The organism is Marinobacterium maritimum, assembly GCF_039523155.1.
GTDB lineage: Bacteria > Pseudomonadota > Gammaproteobacteria > Pseudomonadales > Balneatricaceae > Marinobacterium > Marinobacterium maritimum.
This window is the reverse complement of record NZ_BAAAET010000001.1, coordinates 626,647-651,453: the sequence shown is the minus strand read 5'-3', so window position 1 is coordinate 651,453 and position 24,807 is coordinate 626,647. Positions and strand designations below refer to the sequence as shown.

The following is a 24,807-nucleotide window of genomic DNA, read 5'->3' as shown; positions in this document are numbered from 1 at the left end:
ATCCCTTAATCTACCGCTCTCACACCCGCACTGCCAGATGCATTTTGCCCGGCCCCGGCTCGAGCAGCTCTTTTAGCTGAGTAACAGCCGCATGGTTCCTTAATTGAATTGCGCCAGGTTTGCCGCCCCCTCAACCAAGCGTGCCTAAATACTTTTCAGCCCGCGCAAGCGTGGTGAACTCGATATAGTCCAGTTCCGGCACATCGAGTTCCAGGGCGTCGCAAACCGCCGCGATATAACGTACAAAATCAAAGGAGTCGATATCCAGCTCCTCTCGAATGTCAGCGTCGTTATCCAGTTGGCTAAGGTCAGCCTCAGGCGCTATATTCTCCAGCTCCCGCCGCAAAATGGCATGTGTCTGTTCGGGTGTTTTGCTCAGTCTGCTCACAATGCCTCCGGTGTCTGCAGCAACTTATCCAGGGTATTCAGAAATACGGCGCCACGATGCCCATCACTGACCCGATGATCCGCAGACAGCGACGCCAGCATGACGGGTCGAACCTCAATCCGCCCATCCACCACCCAAGGCCGCTCCATGACTTTTCCCAAACCCAGTATCGCCACCTGGGGCGGGTAGATGATGCCGAAAATCCCCTCCACCCCGTTTTCTCCCATATTGGTCAAGGTTATGGTCGGGTCGGTCAACTCAGAGCTGCGTAACATTCCGGTTCGCGCACGCGTAATCAGGTCATTCAGATCCTGCATGAGTTCATCCAGCGTTTTGCTGTCCACATCGTGTAACGCAGGCGCAACCAGACCTCCGCCACGCAGCGCCACGGCAACACCCACGTGTATCCGTTCAGACTGGTTGAACTCCCCATTTTTGTAGAAGCCATTCAGTTCGGGTACCTTTCGCAGCGCCAAGGCCATCGCCTTCAATGGCAGCACCACCTGTAACAGTCGGTCGTTGATCTTGCGCCTGGCATTCTCCTCCGCCAACCACTGCTGCGCAGGTTTCATGTTGATCTCCGTCGACAGGTAATAGTGCGGAATCTCTTTTTTTGATCGCGCCATCGCGGCAGCGATACCCTGACGCATCGACGCCGGGTCAAAGCCCCGACTGACGCGCCCCGATTCCTGCCCGGCCTGCTTCATGCCAGCTGCAGCCTGTACATCATTAAGCGTGACGGCACCGCCAGGGCCACTGCCGCTGATATCAGCCAAATCAAGCCCCTGATCCGCGGCGAGTTTGCGTGCAGCCGGCGAGGCGCGAACAATACCGGTTTTTAGCGTAGCGACGGGCCTGGATGTTGCTACCGTTACTGGTTTTAACTCCTGAGGTATCGGCATGGCCGACTCAGACGCCGATTCAGCAGGATGCCGCACGTTCTCAACGCTACGGATGGTGGCCAGCACGGTCCCCACAGGTACAGTCTCGCCAACTTTAACCAGCAACTCTTGTACCGTGCCGCTTACAAAGATCTCGGTCTCGATTGCCCCCTTGGATGTCTCGATTACCGCGACCACATCACCACTTTTGACTTTGTCGCCGGGCTCTACCATCCACTCGACCAGCGTCCCCTCTATCATATCGGCACCGAGCGACGGCATGGTGAAGTCAGCCATTGCCGCTCACCACTTTTTTGGCCGCCGCGACAATATCCGCCACCTGTGGCAAGGCTGCGTCTTCGAGCTGTTTCGCATAGGGTATCGGCACCTCAGCAGCACATACGCGTTCCACTGGCACATCCAGCTCATAAAACGCCTGCTCATGGATACGTGCAGTAATCTCGGCCGAGATGCTTCCGCTGCGCCAACCCTCATCGACGACAACCACGCGACGGGTCTTGGCAACTGTCGCCATGATGCTCTCGTCATCCAGCGGCCGCAGGGATCTCAGGTCAAGTATCTCGGCATCGATCCCTTCCTGCTCCAGTCGTTCGGCTGCTTCCATGCATTTCCATAACGACCCGCCATAGGTAATCAAACTCACCCCTGTCCCTTCGCGGCGCACCCTGGCGCGATCGATGTCGACGGCACCGGGGGTTTCAGGCAATAGCCCTTTGCGGTTGTACAGCAAGATATGCTCAAAGATCAGCACCGGATTCGGGTCAGCGAGCGCAGTTGCCAGCATGCCACGCACATCTTCAACCGTGGCCGGGGTAAGTACCTTCAACCCGGGCACATGAGCATAGAGGTTTTCCAGACTATGGGAGTGTTGCGCCCCCAGTTGCAGGCCACCACCGGTGGCCATACGGATCACCAACGGCACATTGAACTGGCCACCGGACATGTGAAGGTATGAAGCAGCTGTATTGATGATCTGGTCGGCCGCCAACAAACTGAAGTTTACCGTCATGATTTCTACAATCGGCCTCATACCACCGAGCGCAGCCCCGATACCAGCTCCGACAAACGCAGACTCCGACAATGGCGTATCGCGAATACGCTCGGGACCAAACTCTTCGAGGAAGCCAAGACTGACCGCATAAGAACCACCATAGCGGCCCACATCCTCCCCCATCAGGAAAACACGCTCATCGTTTTCGAGCGCCTCGTGCAACCCTTCCCGTGCCGCCTCGCGGTAGGTGATCTCGCGTATACCCGCCGGCACACGGGTGCTCATGACCGATCCTCTACATAGACGAAGCGGCGTAGTTCACTGACCGGCTCCAGGGTACCGGCTTCGGCAAAGGTCACGGCCGCATCAATCTCGCTGGCGACCTCGGCTTCCAGCACAGCCCGCTTGTCATCATCCAGTACACCAGTAGCCTGTAGACGCGCCGCAAAGATACGCAAAGGGCCCTGCAGCTCATGCTCATGTACTTCCTCCTTGCTGCGGTAACGCTCTGCATCGAACATGGAATGCGCCCTGAACCGGTAGGTCTGAAACTCCAGAAAATAGGGGCCGTTGCCGGAACGGGCATGAGCAGCTGCTCGACGCGCTGCAGCTTCGGTCGCCAGCACATCCATGCCGTCGACCACCTCGGCATCCATCTTGTAGCTGCGCGCCTTATCCACCAGGTGCGTTTCCGATTCCGAGCGATCCAGCGCGGTTCCCATTGCGTAATAATTGTTCTCGCAGCAGAACACCACCGGCAGTTGCCACAAAGCCGCCAGATTAAGCGATTCATGAAATTCACCTTCCGCCATGGCTCCTTCGCCGAAAATACACCAGGCCACAGCGCCGGTATTCTGCATTTTGGCTGCGAGCGCGTACCCTACCGCTACCGGAAAACCACCACCGACGATGGCGTTACCGCCAATGAAGTGCGTCGCCTTGTCGAACAGATGCATGGAACCACCTCGGCCACGGCTACACCCTTCCTGCTTGCCGTACATCTCTGCCATCACTGCATTCATGGAGATACCGCGTAACAGCGCATGACCGTGCTCGCGGTAGGTGGCTACCACCGCATCCTCGGACGCAACGGACTGCATCACCCCGCTACCTACAGCCTCTTCGCCGATATACAGGTGTAGAAAACCGCGGATCTTGCCCGCGCTGTACATTTCGGCGCACTTTTCCTCGAAACGGCGCACACGCAGCATCTCGGCAAACAGCTTAAGTGCGTATTCTCCATCGACATCATCCGGCAAGGGTTCGACTGCTTCACTCATCGATTTGCTCTCCGCGGCGGAACCTGGCTTCAGTCTTCCAGGGTCGAGATATCACGCAGGGTCTCGCCGGTTTCTCGGGCCTTCAGCAGGCGCCGCATGATCTTGCCACTGCGCGTCTTCGGCAGCTTGTCCTCAAACGCGATCTCCTTCGGTGCCACCGCAGCCCCCAGACGCTTGCGCGCATAGCCCAGAAGTTCACGCCTGAGCGCCTCACTTGGTGTGTAGCCCGGGTTGAGACTGACAAATGCCTTGACCATCTGGCCGAGCGTTTGCTCAGGTACGCCTATCACTCCGGCTTCTGCCACCGCAGGATGCTCAATCAGGGCACTTTCCACCTCAAAGGGACCGATCAGGTGACCAGCCGACTTGATCACATCGTCGGCACGCCCAACAAACCAGAAGTAGCCATCAGCATCACGTTTCGCCAAATCCTCAGTCAGGTACCAGCCATCCACGAAGCAGCGGCTGTAGCGCTCTTCATTGTGCAGATAGCTACGAAACATGGATGGCCACCCGGGCTTCAGCGCCAGCTCACCCTCTTCATCTGGCTCGGAGATCTCTTCAATCCCTCCGCCCTCGAGATGACGCACGATCGTTGCCTCAACCCCCGGCAAGGGACGCCCCATCGAACCGGGGCGGATATCCAGTACCGGCAGGTTCGCGATCATGATGCCGCCTGTTTCGGTCTGCCACCAGTTATCATGGATCGGCAGCCCCAATGCCTCCTGCCCCCAGACTACCGCTTCGGGGTTGAGCGGCTCGCCGACGCTGGCCACAAAACGCAGCCTGGGAAAGTGGTATTGCTGCGCCAGATCGGTCCCCAGCTTCATCAGCATGCGGATCGCCGTCGGCGCGGTGTACCAGACGGTCACTTCCTGCTGCTGCAGAATGTTGTACCAGCGCGGGCCATCAAAATCGGGCTCATCCACCAGCATGGTCACACCATGCAGTAAGGGCGCGATAATCCCGTAGGAGGTGCCGGTAACCCAACCGGGATCAGCCGTACACCAGAACAGATCATCCTCATGCAGGTCCAGCGCATACTTGCCGGTCATGTAGTGCATCATCACGGCCTGGTGCACGTGCACAGCACCCTTGGGCTTGCCGGTCGTGCCGCTGGTGAAGTGCAGCAGCGCCATATCTTCGGGACCTGTAGGCCCTATAACGTATTCCTCGCTCGCCGCCTCCATCAAGGCAAGCAGATCGCGGGTGCCGGGCAACTCGCTCTTGCCACCAGCCTCATCCACCAGCAACACGAACTCCAGATTGGGCATCGTCTCGCGGTAAGGTGCGATCTTTTTCTCGTACAGCTTGCGCGTAGTAACCAACACCCTCCCTTCGCCGGCGTTGACACGTTCGGCGATAGGCTCAGGCCCAAAGGCGGAAAACAGAGGACAGAACACAGCACGATGCTTCAGCGTACCCAACGCAGCGATATAGAGTTCGGGAATACGGGTGCAGAGCACAAACACTCGGTCGCCCGGCCCCACACCGAGCGCCTGCAGCAGATTGGCAAAGCGGTTGGTCTGACGGCGCAGAGCATCAAAACTGTATTCGAGTGCAGTGCCATCCTTGCCCAGCCAGCGCAGTGCGATCTTGTCGCCCAGGCCTTTAGACACATGCCGGTCAATCGCTTCATAGGCAATATTGATCCCCTGATCGCCTGGAAGACCATCTAGTTCCGCGCGAATGCTCGCCCAGTCGAAGTTCGCACAGGTTGCTTCGTAATTGTCCAGGTTGGGCTCAGCGTCAGCTGCAGACCTTGTTTTATGTATGACCGGATAGTTAACGTCTGCGCCCGGTGTACTGGAAGCCATGAGGCGAGCCTCCGCTTGGCCTTGTTTTAGTTGTGGTTTTCAGCATAGACCGGTATTGGTTAGTGTCAAAACGGATGACTACTTCCAGAGCATGACTGAAAGCCAATAACTGATCAAAGCCCCCCATGTCAGACAAGGCACAATAAATACATCGTACCTGTTAAGATAATTTCACCACCTATCCAGTAGATATCACACCATGAAAAATACGCTCCAAACTCTGGACAGAGGCATCAATGCTCTAGATCTGATTTCAAGATCAGATCACGGAGTGACTGTGGCCAGGATCGCGGAAGAGCTGGAAATCAACCGAGCTATCGCTTATAGAATCGTCGCCACACTGGAAAATCACGGGCTTGTTGTCAGGACGGATTCAGGACTGATCCGTCTTGGGGCGACGGCACTGATGTACTCTCACCGCTTCCAGCCCCAACTCAGATCCGTCGCTAAGCCCCTACTGGAAGCATTGGCAAATAAAACTGGCGCTACCGCGTTTGTATCAGTAGCCCAAGGTGACGACTGCTACGTGATCATGGTTGAGGAGTGCAATACAGGAATATTAAGAGTGGGGTACCGAGTCGGCAGCAGACATCCCCTCAACAAAGGGGCTGCAGGGATCGCTATTTTATCCAATCGACCACAATGTGATGATGAGCCGGAAATAGTCACCCAGGCCCGCGAGGACGGTTACTGTATTACCAAGGGGCATCTACAGCCGGGCGCTGTTGGTGTTGCCAGTCCGATTAAGACTCAGAACAACCAGACAGCTTTGGAGTGCTGCGTAGGTGTCGTCGCCATGGACGACCTGGATACACCAAGCGCTATAGAAGGCGTGCGTAAAACTGCACAAGAGCTGGCTGAGCAATTGGGAGTTTAACCCAGGAAAACGTGAGCGGTGGTGGTCAATATGACCACCCCGCCCTATGGGCCAGTATTATTGGTTGTGTTCTGCAAAGTACGCTTTAGCTATTACACGCAACTCGTTCAAAGCCGCCCGAGCATCAACACCGGTATCCGCTACCGACTGAATCCACTCTTCATCCAGACCTTTCACCTTTTCGGTAAAGTCTGTCGCAATCGCATCGGTACTCTTCAACTGGGTCACCTTGCCCCCCTGTGATTGGGCATATGCAAGTGCATTCGAATCTGCGGCATCCCAGGCTTTACCAGCCATAGCCGACAGTTTTTCGCCAGACACACTCATAATTGCTTCACGATCTTCTGGACTTAACCCCTCCAGAAAATCAGGATTCATGAACATCGCAAAGCTGCCCATGTACATGCCACCCGGCAGTACTGTTACATTGGGCGCAACTTCAGCCAAACGCTGTGCCTTCTGCTCGCTCATCGGCATGAACACGCCATCGGTCACACCTTGCTGCAGCAGTTCATAGACCTTATTACCGGGAGCGGAAACCGGCGTAATGCCAAGACGTTCACCGATCCTGGACTGAACCCCACCGCCAATACGGATCTTTTTGCCTTCAAGGTCGGCAAGGGTGTTAACGGGAAAGTTCGTCTGAATCACACCAGGCCCATGCGAGAAAAATGCTATCGGGACAAGACCTTCGTGCTCACCCGCCTGTTTGAGGTATTTCTCATAAACACGCCAATGGGCTACAGATGCCGCTTCAGCATTCACACCCAGACCCGGCAGTTCAACGATCTGCTGCAGCGGGAAGCGTCCAGGGACAAAACCATGGAACGTAAATGCGGCGTCCGTTACACCATCTTCAACCAGCTGAAATAACTGACCAGGATTGTTCGAGGTGCGTTCTACATTAACCTTCACTCGCCCTTCCGTGGCTTCTTCTACCCATTTTGCCCATGTAGGCCAGACCACAGCATTCTGAGCATGAGTGGGTGGCAGCCACGTGGAGACATTCATCACCGTTTGTGCAGAAACTGTAGCGGACATAGCAAGCCCTATGCCCAATGCAGCGATACTTTTAGCCAGTTTTGCTTTTATCATTATTATTGCTCCTGTTTTATAAAAAATATCTACAGCATAGGATTTATCACGATCAGATCTTGCTCATCACCTAAGTTAGGTATTACGTAATCTCCTCTACCATTTTTCTATCAGAGTAAACTCTCCTTCCTGACTTTATAATGCAACTTTTACTGAGTGTGTTTTAGCTCTTGAACAGCAAGTTACCATGCGTTTGTTTTCGGATTTTTCGGATCGCGCAAGCACGTTATCTCGATGATCAATCTCGCCTTCAAGAACCTCGACTTCACAGTTACCGCACAGCCCCTCTTCGCAATCACTTTCGACTTCAACTCCTGCCGCCTTAAGTGCATTCAACGCGGTCTGGCCAGGCTCAACCGTCACAACCATGCCAGAATTGGCAAGGACAAGCTCAAAGGCCTTATCCTGGCTGGTGTCGTAGCTTTCAGTTTTTGCTGCGAAATGTTCGAAGTGAAGCACATCCTCAGGCAGGTGTTCACACAATTCTTCCAACGTCTCGATCATTCTGTCAGGCCCACACACATAAATACGCGTTGTTGCATCAGCCGCTGACACAAGCGTCTTCAAATCTGCTCGCCTGTCTTCTGATTTGGGATACAGCTCACAACGCCCAGCGTGATCCTGCTCAAGACGGTTCAGGAAAGCCATTGACGAACGGGTGCTTCCGGCATAATGAATGCAGTAGTCCTTGCCGAGACCTGCCAGACGATCTGCCATGGTTAAAATCGGTGTAATGCCTATACCACCCGCTATGAGAATATAGCGCTCAGCCTTTTCGTCGAGTCTGAAATTATTTTTAGGCCCTTTAATCTTCAGGGTATCACCCTGCTTTAAGGTGTCATGTATATACCTGGAGCCACCCCGTCCATTCTCCTCTCTGAGTACGGCAACATCCAGTGTATTAGGTGTGTCGTTATACCCACAAAGTGAGTACTTACGTGTAAATTCGCCTACCATCAGGTCGATATGCGCACCCGGTGACCACTTGGGGAAGTCACTGCCATCCTGATTTTTTAACGTTATACCAATAACGTTATCAGCTTCGTGTCGAATCTGATCGATTACCACTTCCCGAAACACCGCCTCCTTTGAAGGCGCCCCTATCTTGATGGCCTGCGACGTCTCGAGAATTTCGGGTGCTGTCTTTTCAGGATTAAGGCTCACGTCCCACTCAACAAAAAGATTTTCTGGGCCACGGAAAGCAATGTTCGGCAAATACTTGAAGTCCTGGTTGTCCGATAGACGCATATGTGGCAATCGCTTGGTCAGCTCTTCCAGGAAGATGCACATTTCCATTCGGGCAAGATTTTTACCCAAGCATTGATGACTGCCATAGCCGAAACTCAGGTGTTCAGATGCGTTATCACGGAAAATATCAATGCTGTCAGGGTCTTCAAAGTAGCGTTCATCATGATTCGCCGAAGCATTCGCGATCAGTAGCTTACCCCCTTTGGGGATCTTGACGCCCCCCACTTCAGTGTCCTCAAGCGCCACACGCCGCCAGGCAACAATAGAGCCGGAATGCCGCAGGCACTCCTCTACAGCTTGAGGAATCAGCGACGCATCCTGGCAGATGCGGTCCCAGGTGCTTCTATTCTCCAGCAACAGCCGCAAGGCATTAGCCGTAGCATGAGCAGTAGTTTCATGCGCAGCCACAATTCCAGCCATCATCATGGAGTGCAGATAGGAGTCCGTAATAACCTCCGGCAGCTCTTTCTGACGTCTGATCGCATACTTCATCCAGCCATGGCCGGATGGATCATCCCGCATTTTTTCTAACACTTTACCGGCGTAATTCCAGAATTTACCTACTGAGTCTGCTACTTTAAGTTGCTGTTCGGGTGTAGGACGCCCCCAGGTATTAACGGTATGTGCAATGGAATATTCTCGCAGTGTCCCCATGTCTTCTTCGGGAACGCCCAAGAAATGCAAGGCGACCGTCAGTGGAATTTCCCACAGCATTTCATTAACGAGATCCGCCTTTCCCTCGTTAACGAAGCGATTAACATATTCGCGAGTCAGACGACGCACCATCGGCTCATGGTGCAACAGCTCTTCAGGAGCGAACGAAAACATTAACGCACGCCTACGCTCCAAATGCGCTGGCTCATCTTCGTTTACCAACGTACGCGCCATACCGTAGTTGTACTTTTTCAGAATCGACTCGGCTTCGCTTGATGACGGCGTGATTTTTTCCAGAGCATTGGCTGGAGAAAAGACCGTGTTATCCCGAAAAACCGCTTTCACATCGTCGTAGCGAGTGACAACCCAGTAGCCCAGCTTTGGGCTGAAAAACACCGGCTCATCATCACGCGACCATCGCAATACCTCGGCGGGATCGGCCTGATAGGCAGAATCAAATGGATCAAACGCTTCTGCACCAGAAGAGACAGGACAGCCATGGGGATCAGTTGTCGCGGGGGCCATAGCACCATGGGCAAACGGACAAACACCCGCCGGCGTTTCGGCCTTATTGATGAGGACAGTGTTTTTTTGCATGGACGCACCCTTATTATTTTACTTATATCGGACATTAGTTTCTTTTTATCGAACAAAGGTCATACTAGGCCAGCACAATCCGATGAGTCAACGCAGCCCAAAGACCCCATTCCGGCACACTTCCAGCAGTTGACAGCGAAACCCGTTCACTCGTGACAGCGGTTTACACGTGCCCGTCTTGACATCTATCAATGAAACAGGATATTCCACTATACGTAAGTGAATTACAACATGTGACATCCCCAACTGGACTCAGCCCTTATGGATCTCTATACCTACTATCGATCAACCTCTTCCTACAGAGTCAGGATCGCTCTGGCACTCAAGCAACTGGATTGCAGACATCTGCCCATCAACTTGATTGGTGATGGCGGAGAACACCATAAACCGGCATATCTCTCACTCAACCCACAAGGCAGGGTCCCCGCACTAAGAACTGAGCAGGGTGAGCTGCTTACTCAGTCACCGGCCATCATTGAATATCTTGAAGAGTGCTACCCAACCCCGGCCCTGTTGCCCAAAGGCGCTGCCGAGCGCGCTAAACGCAGAGCTGTTGCAGCGATTATTGGCTGCGACATTCAGCCGCTCCACAATATGGCGGTATTGAACCAACTACGTGCACTGAATATTTCGGAAGAGCAGATAGCTCAATGGCTGGCAAAATGGATTGGTGAAGGGTTGCATGCAGTGGAGCAGCTAATCGGTGAGCAGGGGTTTTGCTTCGGAGAGCCGGGCCTTGCAGATGTGTACCTGCTGCCGCAGCTTTACGCGGCCCGCAGGTTCAATGTTGACCTGAGCGCTTTACCGCGCATTCTTCGTGTCGAGAAGCTGGCGCTGGCGCATCCCGCTTTCATTGCAGCCCATCCCGACTCTCAACTGGATAAGCCACAAACCAGCTGAATTGATATGCCTGACAGCACAATGAAGCAAGCATCACTGCGTGCTGCCAGGCATAACCCCGTTCATTCTTTCCGAAATAGCCCGCGTAACTGCCAACAGTTTCTCTGCATGAGGACCTGAGAGATCTGCAGTGAAGCTGGGTTCGGCTCCGACCATAGTGATCACACCTGCCACTGTATTACCAACAGCAAAAATCGGTGCCGAAAGTGCATTCACCCCGGTCATCAGCAGACCATGAATAGCATGCATGCCTCGCGAACGAATCTGCGCGAATTGTTGATCCAACTCTGCTCTAGTAGGTGACATCGGCGAAGTCAGTTCTTGCTGCATCACATGCTGCGTATCCGCTTCAGGGAGGAATGCACTGAACACAAGCCCAGTGGATGAACAGAGCAGCGGCAGCACAGAGCCTACCTGTGTCACAACGGTAATCGCCCGTGCAGGTTTCTCGACATGCACCACTGACGGTCCCTGGTTGCCCCAGACAGCCAGAAAACAGGTTTCATTAAACTCATCACGCAGCTCTATCAGCTTTGGCAGTGCTTCCCTGGCCACGTCCAGACTTCTGAGCGCCGCCATTCCCACAAAAAGCGCCTCCCGTCCCAGGCAGTAATGCCCCGTACCGGGATCTTGCTCTGCAAAACCACTTGCGATTAATGCCTGCAAGTATCGGTGGACCTTACTGGCCGGCATGCCGACATGAGCTGCAAGGTTTGAAAGTGATGTTGACGGACTCAGCTCTGCAAGTCCTTTCAAGATATCAGTGCCAATCTGGGCTGACTGCACTTTCTGCCGTCGTGGACCACTGCCTGGTTTTTCTTCGACACCTGCCGTCAATGCCTTTCTCCCTTATCAATCAAAACCGTCCGACTTCATCACCTGACGTGATCAGACCTAACGACTCATGATTTTAAAGCATTAGAAGGCACTTGACCCGGGAATACCATCTAATTACGCTTATCGTAATTTGGTTACGCACTAATAAAAATAAAGCGAGGCAACAATGGACTCCAGACCTTCAGAACTCAGCTATTTGAGCGGCTTCGGTAATCATTTCAGCAGCGAAGCCTTGCCAGGTGCCCTGCCCCAGGCACAGAACTCACCTCAAAAAGCTCCATACGGTCTCTATGCCGAACAGCTGTCCGGTACAGCTTTCACGGTGCCCCGCTCAGAGATGCGCCGAACCTGGATGTATCGCATCAAGCCTTCTGCTAGCCACGGGCAATTCACCCGCCTTGCGCAGCAGATACCAGGCAACACTCCAGGCAAGGTGAACCCCAACAGACTTCGCTGGAGCCCGCCCGAGATCCCAGCTGAGGCCAAAGACTTTCTGGAAGGGCTGTCTTGCTTGGCTGCTACCGCACATCCTGAACAGCCTTCTGGCATCAGCATCTATCTGTACGCGGCAAACCGTTCCATGCAGCGCGCCTTTTTCAATGCGGATGGTGAATGCCTGATTGTTCCTGAATCCGGCAACCTTAGAATCACAACAGAGCTTGGAGTACTTGAGGTTGGCCCGCTTGAAATCGCGGTGATTCCCCGAGGAATCAAATTCCGAGTCGAGCTGGCTGATGCCTCCGCCCGCGGCTATATGTGCGAAAATCACGGCACGCCACTTCGCATCCCTGACCTGGGTCCAATCGGCAGCAACGGTCTGGCCAACCCTCGCGACTTCGAAGCCCCTGTCGCCGCCTATGAAGATATCGAGGGCGAGGTTGAGTTGGTACAGAAATTCTGTGGTGAACTTTGGACAACACAACTGGACCATTCACCGTTTAACGTGGTCGCCTGGCATGGTAACCACGTGCCCTATCGATATGATCTGCGCCATTTCAACACCATGAATACGGTCAGCTTTGACCATCCAGACCCTTCGATTTTCACCGTACTCACCTCTCCCGGTGCTGTGCCGGGTCAGGCCAACGTTGATTTCGTGATTTTCCCACCTCGCTGGATGGTCGCAGAAAACACCTTCCGTCCGCCCTGGTTCCACCGTAACTTGATGAACGAATTTATGGGGCTCATCGAGGGAGAGTACGACGCAAAAGCCGGTGGCTTTGTACCCGGAGGTGCATCACTGCACAACTGTATGAGCGCACACGGCCCTGATAATGCAAGCACCATGCAGGCGATTGAGGCCGAACTGAAACCCCACCGCTACGAAAACACGATGGCTTTCATGTTTGAAAGTGGACAGGTATTACGTCCCACTGAGTTCGCCCTGGAATCTCCCCTGCTGCAGCAAGGCTATGATCAATGCTGGTCCGGTATGGCTAAAATTTTCGATCCGACAGGAGTCTGACCCATGAGTAGCGAAACATCTTTGAACAGCTGGGTGCCCTCAGCAAACGGTCATCCCGATTTCCCACTGCAAAACCTGCCATTGGGTATTTTCAGCCTTCGCGGGGACACTCCACGCGGCGGCGTTGCAATCGGTGATCAGGTGTTTGACATCCCGGCAGCACTTGCTTTGGGACTGTTCGAGGGAGAGGCCGCTACAGCCGCTAAGGCAGCCAGTGAAAACAGCCTGAATCATTTTTTCTCACTGGGTACACGAACACGCCGGGCGTTTCGGGCAGCATTAATCAACCTGCTTCAGGCAGACAGTGCCTATAAGGAGCACCTTGAGCAATCACTCGCCTCTGTTCTCCATCCCCAGGATGAATGCACAATGCACCTGCCGGCAACCGTTGGTGATTTCACTGATTTTTATGTTGGCATCCACCACGCCAACAATGTGGGTAAATTATTTCGCCCCGATAATCCTCTGCTGCCTAACTACAAACACGTCCCCATCGGTTATCACGGACGCGCATCGTCCGTGTGCACATCAGGCACGGAGATCACGCGCCCCAACGGGCAGACCTGCCCTCCGGGGTCTGAGTCTCCCCAGTTCGGCCCCAGTAAACGTCTGGATTTCGAACTTGAGCTAGGCATCTGGATCGGAGAGGGCAATGAACTTGGACGCCCAATTCCGATCGAAAAGGCTCCTGAACATATCGCCGGTCTGTGTCTTCTGAATGACTGGTCTGCGCGTGATATCCAGGCCTGGGAATACCAACCACTGGGGCCTTTCCTGTCTAAAAGCTTTGCCAGCACTGTCTCCCCCTGGGTTATTACCGCAGAGGCTTTAGAACCTTTCCGTTGCGCCCAGCCTGCTCGCCCCGAAGGAGACCCTCAACCTCTGCCGTATTTGCTGGATGAGCAAGATCAACAGAGAGGCGCGTTCGACATACAGCTGGAAGTTCTGCTTTGCACAGAACAGATGCGCAACAATAACATTCCCCCAGCACGCATCGCCTTGAGCAACAGCCTGAACATGTACTGGAGTGTTGCCCAGATGATCGCTCACCACACGGTCGGTGGTTGTAATCTCAGGCCTGGAGACCTGTTGGGGTCTGGCACGATATCAGGCCCGGAGCTCGACCAGTACGGCAGCATGCTGGAACTGACACAGGGCGGGAAGTCTTCCATTGAATTGCCTTCAGGAGAAAGCCGGACTTTCCTTGAAGACGGTGACGAAGTCATCCTGTCTGCTCGATGCTGTAAAGATGGCTACCCATCTATTGGCTTTGGATTCTGCCGTGGCATCATCAAGGCAGCCACCTGAACAGACGACTCTACCCTAAACCCCACCTGCATTCAGGTAGCTAACACCTGTAAAAGCCTCTGCCTTCGTGCGGAGGCTTTTTCGGGTAACTTTTAGATTTAATGACCTGCCCGGGTTCTACCCCGTTACTGCGGACACTTCTGAAAAGAGGCACAATGTGCCAAAGGAGTGTTTATGACCCAACGCAGAAAATACAGCGCCGAGTTCAAGCGAGAGGCCGTTGCTTTGACCCGACAACCGGGTGTCAGCTGTCGTCAGATAGCCTTGGAGATCGGCGTGAACCCAAACGTATTGTCTCGCTGGCGACGTGAAGCCGATGAGACAACCGACAAGGCCTTTAAGGGATCCGGCTCCCCCAGAGATGAGGAGTTAGCGCGTCTGAAACGGGAGCTGGCCCGGGTTAAAAAGGAACGCGATTTTTTGCGCGAAGCGGCAGTGTTCTTCGCCAAAGAGTCGTCCTGAGATATCAGGCCATCCAACACTGTTGCAATGACTTTCCGATACGATTGATGTGCCGATGCCTGAAGGTATCGGCCAGTGGATATTACGCGTGGGCATCGAAACCTGCTTCAGCCAGGGATAACGCAAATCAGCGCCTGTTAAAGCGTATTCGCGAGATCCATATGGATAGTGGCGGCATAATCGGGGCACCACGGATGCATGAGGACTTGGTCGCTGAAGGCAATGCCGTCAGCCTGAATCGGGTGGCCCGCTTGATGTCAGCGAATGGCATCCAAGGCTGGCCGAGGAAGAAGCGGCGCGGTGTGCGCAGATCGTCCTTACGTCCTGAAGGCATTCGGAATCACCTGGAGCGTGACTTCACCGCGCTTGAACCGAATACCAAATGGGTAACGGATATAACGGAAATCACCACGCAGGAAGGAAAACTTTACCTGTGCGTGGTCATCGATCTGTTCAGCAAGCTGGTCGTCGGATGGTCAATGCATCACCGCCAGGATCGCCACATGGTAGTACGGGCGGTTGAGATGGCTGTTTGGCAACGTAAGGGATCTACACCTGTGATAGTGCATTCAGATCGCGGAACCCAATTTACCAGTGGAGACTTCCAGCGCTGTCTGCACAAGAACAGCCTAATCAGTAGTATGAGTGCTGTCGGCCACTGTGGTGATAACGCAGCCTGTGAGGGCTTCTTCGGAGTGCTCAAGCGTGAACGCATTCACCATCGAGACTATCGGACTCAGGACGAAGCACGCAGTGATATCTTTGACTACATTGAGCGGTTCCATAATCCCAGGATGCGGCGTAGAGTCGCCACTCAGGATTTGAAGTTTTCCGCCGTTTTAAAACCGTCCGTGGAAACGGGGTAGAACCCCATTTTTTCATTCCCACATTACGTTAGCGCCCGCCTTTGACGCGGCAGTGAGAAGCTCAATAAGAGGCAGTGCACGATTTGACAGACTCACTGGGGAGTCGTTCTCATCATCTTCTTCAACAGGCGGCGACGTATCTTCTGCCTCTACCGCGAGAGTTAACTTTTGCAAAGCTTCAGGCACATCGGCTGCCAGAATTGCGCCGGGCACAGTGGCGCTGTGCCCCATCATTTTCAGCAACGTGAGGGCAACATCCCCAAACATGGTGATGTCTGCATAGGCCTCAGTGGTAAATGTTACAAGCATAGGGTTCTCCTTGAATGAATAATGCGTTTGAGCCAGCGTGCGCAATCATCTGTCTAACCAGACGGGTTCATTGCAACGCTTTTTGGGGCAATACAGTCCAACAGGGCGTGCCAGGAGTTGGCAAAAGCCTGAACACCCTCGCGTTGTAGTTGGGCGGCAAGGCGACATCGCCTTTGCCATGGTCGGCATAGGCCAGCAGCGTCCTCTCTGGAAGCGTATTGATTGTATCGGCTGCGGCGAGTGCACTTATATCATAGTCTGTCTGCGGCAGCCGGGTTCTTGGTCCCGGTGCTGGCCCACAACAGGCGCTGCGGCCTGGTACCAGCCCTACACGGTGTGCTCAACAGATCATGATAAGCCCTGCAGGTGCGCATCGCGATGGCAATCCGAGACGTTTACGTAGTGCCTGTGGAACCTCATCCGTAATCGCAACATCCCAGCGACTGACGAAAAGCGATGCGACGCACGCTACCCTGGCATCGAGTCCAGCGGCAATACGCCGTTCGTTACCACGCAATATAGGCCTCGGCGGCGGCGATGTAGTGCTCGCGCGAGAACAACAAAGTCACATTCACCGGGACGCCAGCGAAAATCGTCTCCTCAATAGCAGGGATACCCGCGCGAGTTCCCACTCGATTATAAATAAGCATTTTTTATCTTTTATATTCAATAGGGAACGTATGAACAAGCCCTTCCAGAGCGATTAAAACTGTATTTTCTCTGTGTCGGGGCGCATAAAATGGGTACGTTTTCCCCTTTTTAACCGACTGCAACCGCCTTTTCAGGCAGTACAGACGGATTAACCCTGTGCTCTCAACATCTGGTCCACCCGCACAACGTTATGCCAACGCGAACAGCATGGCCAGCTTGCTGTCTTTTTTCTTCAAGCCACGATAGCGGGCTTTTACAAAGCCGAACTGACACGTGATGATCCGAAACGGATGCTCAACTTTCGCACGGATACTGGCCTTAAGATACTCGGTCTGGATTCTGACTTTATTGATACGGGAATGTTGCTTGAGGGCCTTCAGGCGTCTCGGCTGCTCTGCAATATGCCAGCCAGCCTGATGGTGCTTCAGCTCATCTCGCTTCTCAGCACCACGATGCACGGCGTCCGCAAAGATGAATGCTTCTTCACTGTGCAGTAGCTGGTCAGCCTGATTGAGATCATGCTCATTTGCGGCAGTTGTGCTGAAACGGTGTGTGATGCCGGTGCGGGCATCCACACCTATAAGAGCTTTCAAGCCGAAATGCCACTGATTGCCTTTTTTGGTCTGATGCATCTCCGGATCACGCTCGCCCGTTTTGTTCTTGGTAGAGCTGGGGGCTTCGATGATAGTGGCCTCAACCAGTGAGCCCTCTTTCAGAAGGACACCGGCCTCAGACAGCCATTGGTTCACCTCTTTAAAAACCTGTCGGGCCAGATCGTGGCGTTCGAGCAAGTGCCGGAACTTCACAATGGTGGTGTGATCGGGGATGGCTTTATCCAGTGACAAGCCTGCAAATAGCCGTATTGAAGCAATCTCGTACAGTGCATCTTCCATGGCTGGATCACTGAGGTTATACCACTGCTGCATGCAGTGAATCCACAGCATAGTAGACAACGGATATGGCCGGCGGCCGTTGCCAGCTTTGGGGTAGTGAAGCTCAATAACAGCTTCAAGACGCGCCCATGGGATCAGCTAGTCCATTCGGCCTTGAACTTTTCCTTGCGGGTCTGGCGGCGCTTGTTGCTGAATTCGCTGTCCGCGGATGTAAGTTGCTGATCCATCCTATGCGTCCTCGACCATGTGCAGCCAGCATTATCCCATGTGGCGGACTTGATCACACCTTCCCTAAACAGGAGGAGTCCATATACAAAGCGGACACTGACGAAATCGATCAGTTTGGCCGCGCCCTTCTTATAGGCGCGAGCCTTGAACAGCTCCTTTTCACCGGCATGTACCGTGCGGGAGGCCAGCTGGCGCTGAACAATTTCCAGGCCCTCTTCGATCTCCTCGGGATGGGTGGAAGCACAGTAACGCCCCAGCATAAACTCGACCACATAGGTCGGCACCGGAAACTGGCGGGCAAAGGTCCGCACCAGATCCTTGCGCACGATGTAGCCTTCAAAAACCTCTGCGGCCTTGTTATCCAGAGCATCCAGTTCCACGTATCTCTCTCCCAGTCTTATTCGTCACCGACCCGTGTCGGCTTTTTCGCCAGCACGTTGCCGCTTTCATCCAGCAGCACTAGTACCCAAAGTCAGGTGGCCAGATTCACTATGCCACTACACCTGCTTCTGATGGACTTCGCTCTTCGCTATCTTGCTCAATACGGGGTTACCGCTGAGCTGTTACCCGACAACCGGGTCAGGTTGACTCCACTTAGTGCCGTTAGCGATGACGTGGTTCGTTTCATGGGGGCATGGAAGCCCCAAGTAGTCCATGAGCTCATCAACCACGATCCGTTACATGATCTTTCACTATTGCCAGAAGACCGGCAGTTCATTGATGCTGTGCTGGTTGGTAAAGGACATCAGGCACGTATAGCGGCACTCGAGGAATACCGGAGACGTTGGATCACTGGCGCTGCGGAGTATGGCCTCAAATCCCATGAAAGAGATAACGCAGGCCGGTATGCGGCGAATACTTGGTTGAGAAACTTACTGCATTAAATAAACAACTCTATAAATTTTACTGTTATGGTTATACCACAAGTTATCCAGGAACTGTCTTACCAAGTATACACTCCAGACCTTAGGTGAGGCATCAATGGCTTGATTAGATCAGTATTTACTGAGTTTCATACTCACAGTATGGCTTGCAATAGACTTTGCTATCTATCACTCATCATCACGCTTATAAAATCATACCCTTGTAGTCAGAACAAAGCCTGAACTGATCTACTTCGAGGTGGGCGTGGACTTTGCTCCCGGACTATATTTTCTCTCTGCTATATCAAATAATCACTCTGAATATCCGTTAAAATCGTAGATTCAACCCAATGCATTCATAAATGCATGCGCCAGGTGAATACTATCACTGTATAGTGAACACTAAAAACAAATAAATTTCACACATAATTCTAATCAATATGGTTTATATTCTTTTAAACTTCATATATCCGCCAGAACAATACCAATCATTTTTATACAAAGCTTCATAGAGAGCAGTTTTCCAATGATTCATATCATTTTGGCGCTCTGAATCATATCGATCCCATAATAATCTTTTTATTTTATTTCTTTCATTTATGCGCTTTAATTGACCTACTATACCAGATAGCTCTTGTGCAGATAGAATACAATAAAGCTTATTAAGATTAAAAACTTCGAAGTTTTTTATAACTCTCTTTTCTAAATCAACATAAAGACTATCATTTATTTTAACAAAGAAGTTAATACTTGGCGCATCACCCTCTTTGACAGTAGCATATAACCAGCGCACTGCATCAAAGTCGTCATAATAAGGATGAAAAAGCTGTTCGTCTGCCTTGTTAGAAAATTGATTACCTTTAACCGTGTTACAAGCCTCACAGCAACCTACCAAGTTATTTGGAATAATAGCATATGTAGTATAATTTGATTTAGGAAGGTAATGATCCAGCGTAGCAACTGGCCTGTTGTTACAAAAAGGACACAAATCAATATCAGGTAAGCTTTTTAGCTCATCATATATATTTCTCCCCCTCCCTCTGACTATATGATTTTCATATAAATCTATGATTTCTTTATTCATTATCTTGCATGTCGGAAATTCATCATGATTTTCTATCATATATAAAATGGAAAGATATCCGTACAATCTATATATTTTATTAATTGCCCTAAAAAAACATTCCGATTCTTCAATTCTATACTTTCTATTAAATGACCTTTTATCATCCCTTATTAATTTAAATTCTTCATAAAGATCATCAAAAATATCATTCCGTGGTTTTTTAACAGACTTCATTGTCAGAAATCCTTATCATCAAGTGCGTAATAGATTGACATTGCTTCAGAGCCTAGTTTCGACTTTAATCTACTACTAACCATAATATCCAAGTTATCTTCTACGAATTTATAAAATCCACTTTTCTCAACTTCTAAACCAAATACATCCCTAGTTAAAGTACCAACATTTTCACCAAATGTTTCCATCGTCGGTCGGTGGGCTTTTATTATGCTACCATGCCTTTTAAGTCGCCATACACAGTTCATTGGTACTTCTTGAAGTATGACAGGAGAATGCGTTGCGCAGATTGCTATAGCATTCACAGAGCTTAATAAATCTGATAGAGATCTAATAAATGCTGATAGCAAAGGTGGATGTAGATGTGTTTCCGGCTCATCTATTAAAACCAAAGTAGACTTTTCAATTTTTCTTATTAGCCCAACCATCATGAGAAGAACAATAAAATGTCCACTACTCAATTCATTTAGCAATTTTCTTGCTTTACTTATATCTATATTTTCATTAACACCAGGACTATTCATAATACCCATCAAATCTTCCCGATATTTATTAAATATTTGATCCGAACTCAAAAAATATAAGGCTCGTTCAATTTTGTATTTTTTACCAGAAACAACACATGCCTCAAGGTCTTTTATAAAAACCTCTCTTATTTCTTCATTGGTAAGTAAGGAAGAGGAATTACCTCCTAGCGATACAGGCTTCTTTAAACCTATATAAGTATATCTACACCTTTTTGCTTCTATAGTATCTTCAGCTAGTGGTAAAAATGAATCCAATGCACTAAAAGAAATTGTTATAACTCCTGAGAATATATCTAAATTACCTTTTTCGTCATATATGCTTAAATCATATCCTTCCTGCTCTAACAATATTTTAGAAATGGAATCTATTAAATAACTTTTACCAACACCATTACTTCCTATCAAAACATGAATATTAGTTGGAATAATACTATTTTCTTCACTACCAAAACTCATCTTTAGATTATTTTTTTTGCTCTCGATATAAAATTCAAAATTCTCCTTTTCTTTCTCCCCAAAAAAACTGAAATAAACATTTCTCATATTTTCTTTTATGGATTTCTCACTTACAAATCTTGTTAGCGATGTTACAAATACATTTTCCTTATTAATAGCGCCTATTAATTCTTTTTTATACACAAGGTCATTTAATGCTGAAAGGATTTTCCCGGAGAGATCACCAGGCAAGTTTCTTATAGCGTTATAATATTCTTCATCTTGACCTAAAGAAAAAAACATTCCCCCCAAACTTTCAAAATTTTGCTCAAGGCTATCTCTTGTTGCGCTTGGACTAATCTGTCCTTTATACGCAATTTTCACAGCACCAATTTCATATCGATTAGATTCTTTATCAAAAACAATCAGATTAAATAAAGTTTCAAACCCGAAGTCATCCCAGTTATTTATCACAAGGTGCGCTGAGTTTTTACCACTATCAGGAAAGTACCGCTCTAAGAAAAATCGCATAATATTAATATAAACCTATAGTTCTAATGTTTTTTAAAAAGAGAATCAAAATATCTAGAAAAGTAAAAATAAATCGTTATATATTTAACCCCACACTAAAAAAGAACCGCGCTCGCAAACCTCGCATTAGTTAAATATGCCAGAAGTACCTTACATCGCCTCAACAGTTCCAGCCTGTATGGGAACAAGGTGGGCAGCTATACCGCCCCACCCTCTCCACCAAACAGCTGCCTGCGCAGCAACTCCAGAACCATCCTTTGAGTTGCACGTGCCAAGTCAGGGCTATTCAGATAGTCAATGGACATGTCCTGTTGCACATCCATACGCTCAATCACTGCAGCATCCATTGCCTTGGGAAAATCACCGTTCATTACGGCATCATCAGAATTGTGACGAAGCTGATCGACTACGTTTTCATTTTCGCTGATCTTGCTTACCATGCCCTGCAGCCAATCCAGCTTGTCGCCTTCAGTAGTTTCATTCCCGTACAGCTCGTTCATCTTCTCCAGAATCTGCGACAGCAGGTCCTTCTCGGGTTCTTTGGGCTTGCCTGTGCCAAGGCCAGTGATACCAGTCAGGTATTTGCCTTCACCGTCTTTAAGCTTCAGGTCCTGAGTGCGCTTTTCCCGCAGGTTGTAGTGGCTCATCACGACGGCAGAGAGGTCGATCTCGTCCTCTTCGATCACTTCCTGGCGCAGCAGCGGCAGCAGGTGTCGGCAGTAGACGTTGAGCTGTTCCAGTGCAGGGTCCTCGAACGGTGTGATCTGGCTGACGAACTCATAGAAACGGATATAGCTGTTCACGTCCTTCTTGAACAGGTCCAGGCCGTCGCGGTTTTCTTCGGCGGCTTTAACACATCGTTCCGCATTGGCCCGCTCGGTGTCAGTGCCCGACTGTTTGAAGCGTTTCAGCTGGGTGCGAGCATCGCGTAGCACTTCGTTGGCATGTCGGTAGCGCTGGACGAAACGGTCCACTGCTGGCTTGATGTATCCGGTAAGCGCTTCTGCACCGCGTTTGGGATCGAAATAGGCATCCGCAAAGGCTTCCACCTCATGCCACTGAATAATGGTGCTGTCGGTCAGCTTGTGCTGCAAATCGTAGACCAGGTTCGGGTCTGAAGTCTGATCAATCTCGGCGGTTTCGTAGTATTTCTGAAACTCCTCCAAAACCTCAGCTGGTTCATTGACGAAGTCCAACACGTAGGTGGTGCCCTTGCCCGGATAGGTACGATTAAGCCGTGATAAGGTCTGAATACAATCCACACCGATCAGCTTCTTGTCTACGTACATGGCGCAAAGCTTGGGTTGGTCGAATCCGGTCTGGAACTTGTTCGCCACCAGCATCACCTGGTAATCGTCGGTGTCGAAAGCCTTTCGCATGTCACGCCCCATGAGGTTAGGATTCATGTTGCGCTCAGTGAATGGTTCTGGGCCGCTCTCCAGGTCATTCACTTCGCCAGAGAACGCCACCATTGCTTCAATACGTTGATAGCCCTTCTCACGCACGTATTTGTCAAACGCCAGCTTGTAACGCACTGCTTCCATGCGACTTGATGTCACCACCATCGCCTTGGCTTCACCCGCCAGCAGGTGCTTTACGTTTTCTCGGAAGTGCTCAATGATTACCTGCACTTTCTGACCGATGTTATGCGGGTGCAGGCGTACCCACCGTGACAGGCGGGTTTTGGCCTTCCTGCTGTCCACCTCTTGATCGGCTTCCTGCTGCATCGCCAGTCGATAGGCTAGCGAATAGCTGGTGTAGTTGCGTAGCACATCGAGGATAAAACCTTCTTCGATTGCTTGGCGCATAGAGTATACGTGAAAGGCTTGCGGCGGATTTTCTTTACTGATCGGAAGAGTCAGGTCATCAGGGCGTCCGAACAACTCCAAAGTCTTGGCTTTCGGCGTGGCGGTGAAAGCGAAGTAGCTAATCTTGTCGGAACCCCCACGGGCGGCCAACGTCGCGTTCATCACATCCTCGGCGGATAACTCCTCGTCATCCTTCAACTGCTCAGCCATCAGCACTTCACGCAGCTGGCGCGCTGTGCTGCCGGTCTGGCTGGAATGAGCCTCGTCTGCAATAACAGCAAAGGTACGATCCTTTAACCCGGTGCTTTCTTGTATCGCCTTTAGCACGTAGGGGAAGGTCTGGATAGTGACGATGATGATTGGCGTACCCCGGCTAAGAGCCTCGGCCAGCTGGGCTGACTTGCTGCCGTCGCCTTCTTCACGATTGATACGGCTGACGACACCGGACTTGTGCTCGAACTGGGAGATAGTTTCCTGCAACTGGCTATCCAGCACGGTACGATCAGTAATGACGATGACCGAATTGAATACCTTGTTACCCTCTACATTGCACAGGCTGGAGGCTTGATGCGCCAGCCAGGCAATGGAATTAGACTTGCCGGAGCCTGCCGAATGCTGGACCAAGTACTTTTCTCCGGTGCCTTCATCGCGCACCGCCCCAAGCAGCTTTTGCACCACCGCCCACTGGTGATAGCGCGGGAATATCATCGTTTCCTTGGTCTTGATATGCCCCAGCTCGTCGAATACCTCTTTCGACTCCAAATGCACATAGCGGTGTAAGATCTTGAGCCAGTTATCGGGCTGGAATACCTCGTTCCACAGGTACTCTGTAGCATAGCCTTCAGCTGGTTGATCGTTACCAGCACCACCGGCCGCCGTGCCCCGGTTGAACGGCAGGAAGAAGGTGTCTTTGCCAGCCAGCTTGGTGGTCATCGCCACCTCGAACTGGTTTACTGCAAAATGCACCAGCGCCCCGCGCTTGAACTTCAGCAGCGGCTCATCCTTGCCGTTGGTCTTGGGTTTGCGGTCGTAACGGTACTGCTTCTTGGCGTTTTCCAGGCTCTGCTTAAAGCACGACTTCAGCTCCAGTGTGGCAACCGGCAGGCCGTTGACGAACAGCGTCAGATCAATTCGACCATCATAGCCGTACGGGCTGTAGATCAGTTCCGGCACTACACGTAAGCGGTTGGCAGCATAGCGCTGGCTCAACTCCGGGTTGAGGGTGTTGTCCGGCTTGAAGGTGGCGACCTTGAGGCGCACGCCTCGGTCCTCAATCTGGTTACGCAGCAGCCAGAGTGTGCCACGACGATTCAGGCTGCGCTCGGCCGCCCGCAGCAGGTACTCTTCGGGTTTATTGCCATAGATCTTGCAGAACTTGGCCCAGGCATCCGGCTGGGTCTCCTGCACATAGGCGATCAGATCTTCCGGGTAGAGCGCACGGTCGCGGTCGTACTGGCCCGACTGGCCCACACGCCAGCCCTGTCGCCCCAGGGCGGCTATAATATCGTTCTGAAATGCCAGTTCGCGGCTGTCGGCCATGACGGTTCCTCTTCCATGTATCTGTTGTTGGTAACG

19 protein-coding genes and 2 pseudogenes are annotated in these 24,807 nt (G+C 51.5%); 6 read left to right on the top strand and 15 right to left on the bottom strand.

All coding sequences use genetic code 11. The features are described 5' to 3' along the window. Positions 1-130: 130 nt before the first annotated feature. From ABD013_RS02880 to acsA, 5 genes are read right to left on the bottom strand one after another with little or no spacing between them, the layout of a single operon-like run. Complete coding sequence (locus ABD013_RS02880; protein WP_343802008.1) at positions 131-388, bottom strand: phosphopantetheine-binding protein; 258 nt, start codon at positions 386-388, stop codon at positions 131-133. After that, positions 385-1,566, bottom strand: coding sequence for a dihydrolipoamide acetyltransferase family protein (locus ABD013_RS02875; protein ID WP_343802005.1), 1,182 nt, complete (start codon positions 1,564-1,566; stop codon positions 385-387). The genes ABD013_RS02880 and ABD013_RS02875 overlap by 4 nt, the downstream gene beginning before the upstream one ends. Beyond that, the gene (locus ABD013_RS02870) at positions 1,559-2,566 is read right to left on the bottom strand and encodes an alpha-ketoacid dehydrogenase subunit beta (RefSeq protein WP_343802002.1); all 1,008 of its coding nucleotides are present in this window, start codon (positions 2,564-2,566) and stop codon (positions 1,559-1,561) included. Before ABD013_RS02870 ends, ABD013_RS02875 begins: the two co-directional genes overlap by 8 nt. Beyond that, positions 2,563-3,561 carry a pyruvate dehydrogenase (acetyl-transferring) E1 component subunit alpha gene (pdhA, locus tag ABD013_RS02865; RefSeq protein ID WP_343802000.1) on the bottom strand — a complete coding sequence of 333 codons (999 nt, stop codon included), beginning with the start codon at positions 3,559-3,561 and terminating at the stop codon, positions 2,563-2,565. Before pdhA ends, ABD013_RS02870 begins: the two co-directional genes overlap by 4 nt. A 29-nt stretch (positions 3,562-3,590) precedes the next feature. Continuing rightward, complete coding sequence (gene acsA / locus ABD013_RS02860; protein ID WP_343801997.1) at positions 3,591-5,378, bottom strand: acetate--CoA ligase; 1,788 nt, start codon at positions 5,376-5,378, stop codon at positions 3,591-3,593. A gap of 199 nt (positions 5,379-5,577) precedes the next feature. Here acsA and ABD013_RS02855 point away from each other — a divergent pair, with 199 nt between their 5' ends. Beyond that, positions 5,578-6,255, top strand: coding sequence for an IclR family transcriptional regulator (locus ABD013_RS02855; RefSeq protein ID WP_343801994.1), 678 nt, complete (start codon positions 5,578-5,580; stop codon positions 6,253-6,255). A 57-nt stretch (positions 6,256-6,312) separates the two neighbouring features. Here the strand turns inward: ABD013_RS02855 and ABD013_RS02850 are convergent, their stop codons facing one another. Both ABD013_RS02850 and ABD013_RS02845 read right to left on the bottom strand, forming a co-directional pair. Beyond that, on the bottom strand, positions 6,313-7,350 hold the full coding sequence (locus ABD013_RS02850) for a TRAP transporter substrate-binding protein (RefSeq protein WP_343801992.1): 1,038 nt from the start codon (positions 7,348-7,350) through the stop codon (positions 6,313-6,315). Positions 7,351-7,485: 135 nt separating this feature from the next. Then, positions 7,486-9,849 (bottom strand): cytochrome P450/oxidoreductase, encoded by a 2,364-nt coding sequence (locus ABD013_RS02845; protein ID WP_343801988.1) that lies wholly within the window; start codon positions 9,847-9,849, stop codon positions 7,486-7,488. 261 nt (positions 9,850-10,110) lie between these two features. Between ABD013_RS02845 and maiA the strand changes: the two genes are divergently transcribed. Then, complete coding sequence (gene maiA / locus ABD013_RS02840; RefSeq protein WP_343801985.1) at positions 10,111-10,749, top strand: maleylacetoacetate isomerase; 639 nt, start codon at positions 10,111-10,113, stop codon at positions 10,747-10,749. A gap of 33 nt (positions 10,750-10,782) precedes the next feature. Here maiA and ABD013_RS02835 read toward each other — a convergent pair whose 3' ends face one another. Beyond that, on the bottom strand, positions 10,783-11,586 hold the full coding sequence (locus tag ABD013_RS02835; RefSeq protein WP_343801983.1) for an IclR family transcriptional regulator: 804 nt from the start codon (positions 11,584-11,586) through the stop codon (positions 10,783-10,785). Between the two features lie 166 nt (positions 11,587-11,752). Between ABD013_RS02835 and hmgA the strand changes: the two genes are divergently transcribed. The 3 genes from hmgA (at position 11,753) to ABD013_RS02820 (ending at position 15,687) form a co-directional block, all read left to right on the top strand. After that, positions 11,753-13,051, top strand: a complete 1,299-nt coding sequence (hmgA, locus tag ABD013_RS02830; protein WP_343801980.1) for a homogentisate 1,2-dioxygenase — start codon at positions 11,753-11,755, stop codon at positions 13,049-13,051. A 3-nt stretch (positions 13,052-13,054) separates the two neighbouring features. Then, positions 13,055-14,359, top strand: a complete 1,305-nt coding sequence (gene fahA, locus ABD013_RS02825; RefSeq protein ID WP_343801975.1) for a fumarylacetoacetase — start codon at positions 13,055-13,057, stop codon at positions 14,357-14,359. Between the two features lie 174 nt (positions 14,360-14,533). Continuing rightward, positions 14,534-15,687, top strand: a protein-coding gene (locus tag ABD013_RS02820; RefSeq protein WP_343801972.1) for an IS3 family transposase whose coding sequence is annotated in 2 segments (ribosomal slippage) — positions 14,534-14,774 and positions 14,774-15,687 — 1,155 coding nt in all. Because the reading frame shifts where the segments join, the coding sequence is not laid out codon by codon here. Between the two features lie 12 nt (positions 15,688-15,699). On the opposite strand, the gene ABD013_RS02815 is transcribed toward ABD013_RS02820, so the two are convergent. The 4 genes and pseudogenes from ABD013_RS02815 to ABD013_RS02805 all read right to left on the bottom strand — a co-directional run. Continuing rightward, positions 15,700-15,996, bottom strand: a complete 297-nt coding sequence (locus ABD013_RS02815; protein WP_343801969.1) for a DUF1840 domain-containing protein — start codon at positions 15,994-15,996, stop codon at positions 15,700-15,702. Positions 15,997-16,502: 506 nt separating this feature from the next. Further along, the gene (locus ABD013_RS18465; RefSeq protein ID WP_425543379.1) at positions 16,503-16,646 is read right to left on the bottom strand and encodes a transaldolase family protein; all 144 of its coding nucleotides are present in this window, start codon (positions 16,644-16,646) and stop codon (positions 16,503-16,505) included. A gap of 149 nt (positions 16,647-16,795) precedes the next feature. Then, positions 16,796-17,767 (bottom strand): annotated as a pseudogene (locus ABD013_RS02810) (IS5 family transposase). Between the two features lie 99 nt (positions 17,768-17,866). Further along, a pseudogene (locus ABD013_RS02805) lies at positions 17,867-18,148 on the bottom strand (anti-phage BREX system Lon protease BrxL); the annotation flags it as partial. 111 nt (positions 18,149-18,259) lie between these two features. On the opposite strand from ABD013_RS02805, the gene ABD013_RS02800 reads away from it, so the two are divergent. Continuing rightward, on the top strand, positions 18,260-18,652 hold the full coding sequence (locus ABD013_RS02800; protein WP_343801967.1) for a hypothetical protein: 393 nt from the start codon (positions 18,260-18,262) through the stop codon (positions 18,650-18,652). A gap of 424 nt (positions 18,653-19,076) precedes the next feature. On the opposite strand, the gene ABD013_RS02795 is transcribed toward ABD013_RS02800, so the two are convergent. The 3 genes from ABD013_RS02795 to ABD013_RS02785 form a co-directional block, all read right to left on the bottom strand. Then, entirely contained in the window at positions 19,077-19,931 is an 855-nt protein-coding gene (locus ABD013_RS02795) for a hypothetical protein (protein ID WP_343801964.1), read from the bottom strand. A 2-nt stretch (positions 19,932-19,933) separates the two neighbouring features. Continuing rightward, a complete protein-coding gene (locus ABD013_RS02790; protein WP_343801961.1) occupies positions 19,934-21,424 on the bottom strand; it encodes an ATP-dependent nuclease in 1,491 nt (496 codons plus the stop codon). 197 nt (positions 21,425-21,621) lie between these two features. Beyond that, positions 21,622-24,771 carry a type I restriction endonuclease subunit R gene (locus ABD013_RS02785; RefSeq protein WP_343801958.1) on the bottom strand — a complete coding sequence of 1,050 codons (3,150 nt, stop codon included), beginning with the start codon at positions 24,769-24,771 and terminating at the stop codon, positions 21,622-21,624. Between the last annotated feature and the right edge of the window lie 36 nt (positions 24,772-24,807).

Excerpts from the sequence above, each read along its gene's own strand:
- ABD013_RS02875 (WP_343802005.1), bottom strand. The coding sequence starts at position 1,566 with ATGGCTGACTTCACCATGCCGTCGCTCGGTGCCGATATGATAGAGGGG.
- ABD013_RS02870 (WP_343802002.1), bottom strand. The coding sequence starts at position 2,566 with ATGAGCACCCGTGTGCCGGCGGGTATACGCGAGATCACCTACCGCGAG.
- pdhA (WP_343802000.1), bottom strand. The coding sequence starts at position 3,561 with ATGAGTGAAGCAGTCGAACCCTTGCCGGATGATGTCGATGGAGAATAC.
- acsA (WP_343801997.1), bottom strand. The coding sequence starts at position 5,378 with ATGGCTTCCAGTACACCGGGCGCAGACGTTAACTATCCGGTCATACAT.
- ABD013_RS02855 (WP_343801994.1), top strand. The coding sequence starts at position 5,578 with ATGAAAAATACGCTCCAAACTCTGGACAGAGGCATCAATGCTCTAGAT.
- ABD013_RS02850 (WP_343801992.1), bottom strand. The coding sequence starts at position 7,350 with ATGATAAAAGCAAAACTGGCTAAAAGTATCGCTGCATTGGGCATAGGG.
- ABD013_RS02845 (WP_343801988.1), bottom strand. The coding sequence starts at position 9,849 with ATGCAAAAAAACACTGTCCTCATCAATAAGGCCGAAACGCCGGCGGGT.
- maiA (WP_343801985.1), top strand. The coding sequence starts at position 10,111 with ATGGATCTCTATACCTACTATCGATCAACCTCTTCCTACAGAGTCAGG.
- hmgA (WP_343801980.1), top strand. The coding sequence starts at position 11,753 with ATGGACTCCAGACCTTCAGAACTCAGCTATTTGAGCGGCTTCGGTAAT.
- fahA (WP_343801975.1), top strand. The coding sequence starts at position 13,055 with ATGAGTAGCGAAACATCTTTGAACAGCTGGGTGCCCTCAGCAAACGGT.
- ABD013_RS02815 (WP_343801969.1), bottom strand. The coding sequence starts at position 15,996 with ATGCTTGTAACATTTACCACTGAGGCCTATGCAGACATCACCATGTTT.
- ABD013_RS18465 (WP_425543379.1), bottom strand. The coding sequence starts at position 16,646 with ATGCTTATTTATAATCGAGTGGGAACTCGCGCGGGTATCCCTGCTATT.
- ABD013_RS02800 (WP_343801967.1), top strand. The coding sequence starts at position 18,260 with ATGCCACTACACCTGCTTCTGATGGACTTCGCTCTTCGCTATCTTGCT.
- ABD013_RS02795 (WP_343801964.1), bottom strand. The coding sequence starts at position 19,931 with ATGAAGTCTGTTAAAAAACCACGGAATGATATTTTTGATGATCTTTAT.
- ABD013_RS02790 (WP_343801961.1), bottom strand. The coding sequence starts at position 21,424 with ATGCGATTTTTCTTAGAGCGGTACTTTCCTGATAGTGGTAAAAACTCA.
- ABD013_RS02785 (WP_343801958.1), bottom strand. The coding sequence starts at position 24,771 with ATGGCCGACAGCCGCGAACTGGCATTTCAGAACGATATTATAGCCGCC.